6 protein-coding genes are annotated in these 4,248 nt (G+C 64.6%); 1 reads left to right on the forward strand and 5 read right to left on the reverse strand.

From position 1 onward, the window contains the following. The coding region (locus tag JOZ76_RS08505) for an S-adenosylmethionine:tRNA ribosyltransferase-isomerase (RefSeq protein ID WP_291698180.1) at nucleotides 1-811 on the reverse strand (811 nt) is incomplete at its 3' end. A gap of 8 nt (nucleotides 812-819) precedes the next feature. Beyond that, on the reverse strand, nucleotides 820-1,737 hold the full coding sequence (locus tag JOZ76_RS08510; RefSeq protein WP_291698181.1) for a LysR family transcriptional regulator: 918 nt from the start codon (nucleotides 1,735-1,737) through the stop codon (nucleotides 820-822). Between the two features lie 89 nt (nucleotides 1,738-1,826). Between JOZ76_RS08510 and JOZ76_RS08515 the strand changes: the two genes are divergently transcribed. After that, a complete protein-coding gene (locus JOZ76_RS08515; protein WP_291698182.1) occupies nucleotides 1,827-2,315 on the forward strand; it encodes an ester cyclase in 489 nt (162 codons plus the stop codon). Between the two features lie 306 nt (nucleotides 2,316-2,621). Here the strand turns inward: JOZ76_RS08515 and JOZ76_RS08520 are convergent, their stop codons facing one another. From JOZ76_RS08520 to coaD, 3 genes are all read right to left on the reverse strand, one after another. Beyond that, a complete protein-coding gene (locus tag JOZ76_RS08520) occupies nucleotides 2,622-3,086 on the reverse strand; it encodes a peptidylprolyl isomerase (protein ID WP_291698183.1) in 465 nt (154 codons plus the stop codon). Between the two features lie 14 nt (nucleotides 3,087-3,100). Then, nucleotides 3,101-3,664, reverse strand: coding sequence for a peptidylprolyl isomerase (locus tag JOZ76_RS08525; RefSeq protein WP_291698184.1), 564 nt, complete (start codon nucleotides 3,662-3,664; stop codon nucleotides 3,101-3,103). A 67-nt stretch (nucleotides 3,665-3,731) separates the two neighbouring features. Beyond that, nucleotides 3,732-4,229, reverse strand: coding sequence for a pantetheine-phosphate adenylyltransferase (gene coaD, locus JOZ76_RS08530; RefSeq protein WP_291698185.1), 498 nt, complete (start codon nucleotides 4,227-4,229; stop codon nucleotides 3,732-3,734). Nucleotides 4,230-4,248: the final 19 nt, after the last annotated feature.

Below are 4,248 nucleotides of genomic sequence, written 5' to 3' on the forward strand. Positions count from 1 at the left end.
GCAGCGACGTGGTGCCGACCGCGACGATCCGCCCACCGCGCGCGCGCGCCGCGTTCAGCGCGGCCGCGGTCTCGGCTGACAGGCTTCCCCACTCGGCATGCATGCGATGGCCGTCGGTGTCCTCGGCCTTGACGGGAAGGAACGTCCCTGCTCCGACATGCAGCGTGAGGCGGTTCAAGCCGACGCCGCGCGCGCGCAGCGCGGCCTCCAGCTCGGGCGTGAAATGCAGCCCCGCGGTAGGCGCCGCGACCGCGCCCTCATTGGCCGCGAACATGGTCTGATAGTCGCTCGTATCGCGCTCGTCGGGCGTGCGCCTGGAGGCGATGTAGGGCGGCAGCGGCGTCGCGCCGAGGTCGGCGATGGCCTGGTCGAGCGTCGGTCCGTGAAACGTGAACGACAGCGTCACCTCGCCCTCAGTGCCCTTGCGCTCGACCTCGGCGTCGAGATGGCCGAGCAGGCAGACCTTTCCTTCATTGCCAAAGCGAATGCGATCGCCCTCGACGAGCTTTTTCGCCGGCCGCACCAGCGCCTGCCAGCGCGAGCCGTCGATGCGCTTGATCAATGTCGCCTCGATCTTCGGCTCGGTCTCCCGCCCGATGCGGCGGCCGGCGAGCTGCGCCGCGATCACCCTGGTGTCGTTGACGACGAGCTGGTCGCCGGGTTTCAGCCAATGCGGCAGATCGCCGACGTGCTGGTCGCGCAACGCACCGCCGGCCTCGACCACCAGCATGCGTGCGGAATCCCGCGGGCTGGCGGGCCGCAGCGCGATGCGCTCGGCGGGAAGATCGAAATCGAACAGGTCGGTGCGCATAGGGACTTCTAGCTCGCAAAATTCTGTCTGGCGATCGGCCGCAGGCGATGGCGCAGCCATTCGAGAGCGGGATCACGGCCGCGGCGGCTGCACCAGACCATCGCATGCGGCAGCGGCGGCAGCGGAAACGGCACCTCCATGCTGTCGAGCCGGTAGGCATGAACCGTCTCCCTCATCGCGAGCTCCGGCAGCGTCGCCAAGAGGTCCGAGCCGGCCAGGATCGGCGCCACGGCGGAAAAATTCGGCACCCATCCGGCAATGCTTCGCGCGAGGCCTGCAGCCGCAGCTGCCATATTGACGGGGCTCGTCAGCGTATCGCCGACCCGCACCACCAGATGCGGAAAGCCGACCCAGCTTTCGCGTCCCCAGGCGCGAAACGCAGGATGTCCATGGCGGCCAAAGCAGCGCCAGGCCAGCGCGCCGATCGACTCGCCGGTCACTCCCGGCGGCCAGTGCAGTTCGGCCGGGACGATCGCGACATCGATCGTGCCCGCGGCGACATCGAGCAAGGTCGGCTCGCGCGGCGCCGTCCATTCGACCGCAACGTGCGGCGCCTCGCTGCGCAGCCGGGTGAGCAGATCGGCAAACAGGGTCAGCATGAAATCCGGCGCGGCCAGGCGGAACACCCGATCCGAGCGCGCCGGATCGAACAGATGCTGCGGCGACAGCACGCGCTGGATGCCGCCCAGCATCGGCCGCGCCTGCTCGATCAGCTCGAGCGCAAGCGCCGTCGGCTGCATGCGCACGCCCCCTTTGAGCAGCAGGGGATCGCCGAACTGTTCGCGCAGGCGCGACAGCGCGTGGCTGACAGCCGACTGGGTGCGCCCGAGCCGCTCCGCGGCGCGCGTCACGCTCCGCTCGGTCATCAGGACGTCGAACACGACCAGCAGGTTGAGGTCGAAACGGCGTAAATCGATTTCGTTCATGATGAGTAATGATTACTCATTATGTCGATGATCTGTTTACGTCCATACCGCTGGCCTTGTTCCACGAAAGATTGATGCGAGGCCCAAACATGAAACGCATTCTTGCTATCGGCGTATTCCTCGCCGCTTCCGCTCTTGCCCTGTCCCCTGCCCAAGCCGAGATGTCCGTCGAAGCTGCCCGCGCCAGCGTCACGCCGTTCTACCAGGCCCTCAATGCCGCGTTCGCCAAGGACAGTCCCGATCTGATCCGGCAGGCGACCGCGCCCGACTGGGTTTCGTGCCGCGGCAACGATGTCTGCAACAGCCGCGACGAAGTGATTGCCGGCGTCGCTGCGCGCCAGAAATCGATTCCGGACCTCAAATGGGAGATCAAGGAGGTGCTGGTTTCAGGCAACCAGGTCACCGTGCGCGGCGAGGCAACCGGCACGCCCACAGCCGCGTTCTTCGGTGCCGCGCCGACCGGCAGGCCATTCAAAATCATGTCGATCGACGTGCACACGATGGAGGACGGGAAGCTGGTCCGCTCCTATCACATCGAGGACTGGATGGGCGCAGTGCGGCAGGTGAGCGCGAATTAGTCATACACAACTCTGGTCATCGCCCGGCTCGACCCTACGAGATGCACTCATCTTTGGAGCGGCTTTTTGTGGAGGGCAAAAAGTCGAATCTCATCAACGATCACGGAGTCGAGGACGTGCCTATCTTTCGGTGACAGGGGGGCATCTAAGTCCTTGTCTTTGAGTCGGTTTTCGAGACGTGTGAATCTCGTAGGGCTCGACCGGGCGATCCCGTAATCCGGGACACCGGAGATAGAGCCGAGAAGCCGCAGCGTACCGGATACCCCGCTTTCGCGGGGTATGACTGTGGAGCTTGTCTCGCGGCAATCAGCCAGCGTCCGCGGCCATATGGGCGCGGACGATCTTGTCCGGATCCTTCACGGGCTCGCCGCGCTTGATCTTGTCGATGTTCTCCATGCCCGCGGTGACCTTGCCCCAGACCGTGTACTGCTTGTCCAGGAAGCGGGCATCATCGAAGCAGATGAAGAACTGGCTGTCGGCGGAATCGGGACTTTGAGCGCGCGCCATCGACGTGGTGCCGCGCACATGCGGCTCGGCGTTGAACTCGGCCTTCAGCTTCTGGCCGGAGCCGCCGGTGCCGGTGCCCTGCGGACAGCCGGTCTGGGCCATAAAACCTTCGATGACGCGATGGAACACGATGCCATCGTAAAAGCCTTCGCGCACCAGCTCCTTGATGCGTGCGACATGATTGGGCGCGAGATCCGGGCGCATCTCGATGGTGACGGGCCCCTGCGTGGTTTCCAGGACCAGAGTATTGTCGGTGACAGCCATGTGTTTTCTCCTGCTCACTTCATGTCGGAGGCGACCTGCACCTTCACCATCTTGTCGGGATCGGTGACGGTGCCCGAGGCCGAGCCGGGCGGCGCCTTCTTCAACTTGTCGACCACGTCCATGCCCTGCACCACCTCGCCGATCACGGTGTACTGGCCGTTGAGGCTCGGGCCGTCCGCGAACATGATGAAGAACTGGGAATTGGCACTGTCGACACTGTCGCCCCGCCGCGCCATGCCGACGATGCCGCGCTTGAACGGCACGTTGGAAAATTCCTGCTTCAGGTTCGGGTATTTCGATCCGCCGGTGCCGTTGAAATTCTGGCCATCGCCGGTCTGCGCCATGAAACCGTCCATGACGCGGTGAAACGGCACGTTGTTGTAATAGCCTTCACGCGCCAATTGCTTGAGCCGCTCGGCATGCTGCGGGGCGAGATCCGTGCGGAGCTTGATGAGGATGCGGCCCTTGGTGGTGTCGATGACGATGGCATTCTGCTTGTCGAGGCCTGCTGGCAGCGACTGTGCCATCGCGGGAGTGACAGCGAAGAGCGTGACAATGAGGGCAAGAGCTCGGATCATGGAAACTCCGGATGTGACAGGGACCGCTTGCTAACGCGAAATAGCGCGGTTCGTTGACGCTTTTTCTTCAGGTCGAACACTTCGCCCGGAGACTGGCCGCCACGGAGGCCGGCACGAAGGGGGCAAAATTGCCGCCCATGCCGGCGATCTGACGGACCAGTGTGGCGGTGATCGGGCGGACGTCGGCCGAGGCCGGCACGAAGACGGTCTCCACGTCGGGGGCCATGATCTGGTTCATGCCGGCAAGCTGCATCTCGTAGTCGAGGTCGGTGCCGTTGCGCAGACCGCGGATCATCAGTGTGGCGCCGCTCTTTTGCGCCGCAGCAACAGTCAGATTGTCATACGTGGTGGCCTCGAAATCGCAGCCCGCCGTGGCGGCGACCGGCGCGAACACATCACGGACCATGTTCAGCCGCTCCTCGGTGGAAAACAGCGGTGCCTTGCTCGAGTGCACGCCGACGGCGACGATCAGGCGGTCACAGAGGTGAACGGCCCTCTGGACCACATCCAGATGGCCATTGGTGACGGGATCGAAAGAGCCGGGATACAGGGCAATACGAGGCATGCGCCCCTCCTAGCGTGCC

The organism is Bradyrhizobium sp. (assembly GCF_019244115.1).
Taxonomy (GTDB): Bacteria; Pseudomonadota; Alphaproteobacteria; order Rhizobiales; family Xanthobacteraceae; genus Bradyrhizobium.

Bases quoted from the DNA above. Each gene is read 5' to 3' on its own strand.
- JOZ76_RS08525 (WP_291698184.1), bottom strand. From the start codon at position 3,664: ATGATCCGAGCTCTTGCCCTCATTGTCACGCTCTTCGCTGTCACTCCC.
- JOZ76_RS08510 (WP_291698181.1), bottom strand. From the start codon at position 1,737: ATGAACGAAATCGATTTACGCCGTTTCGACCTCAACCTGCTGGTCGTG.
- JOZ76_RS08520 (WP_291698183.1), bottom strand. From the start codon at position 3,086: ATGGCTGTCACCGACAATACTCTGGTCCTGGAAACCACGCAGGGGCCC.
- coaD (WP_291698185.1), bottom strand. From the start codon at position 4,229: ATGCCTCGTATTGCCCTGTATCCCGGCTCTTTCGATCCCGTCACCAAT.
- JOZ76_RS08515 (WP_291698182.1), top strand. From the start codon at position 1,827: ATGAAACGCATTCTTGCTATCGGCGTATTCCTCGCCGCTTCCGCTCTT.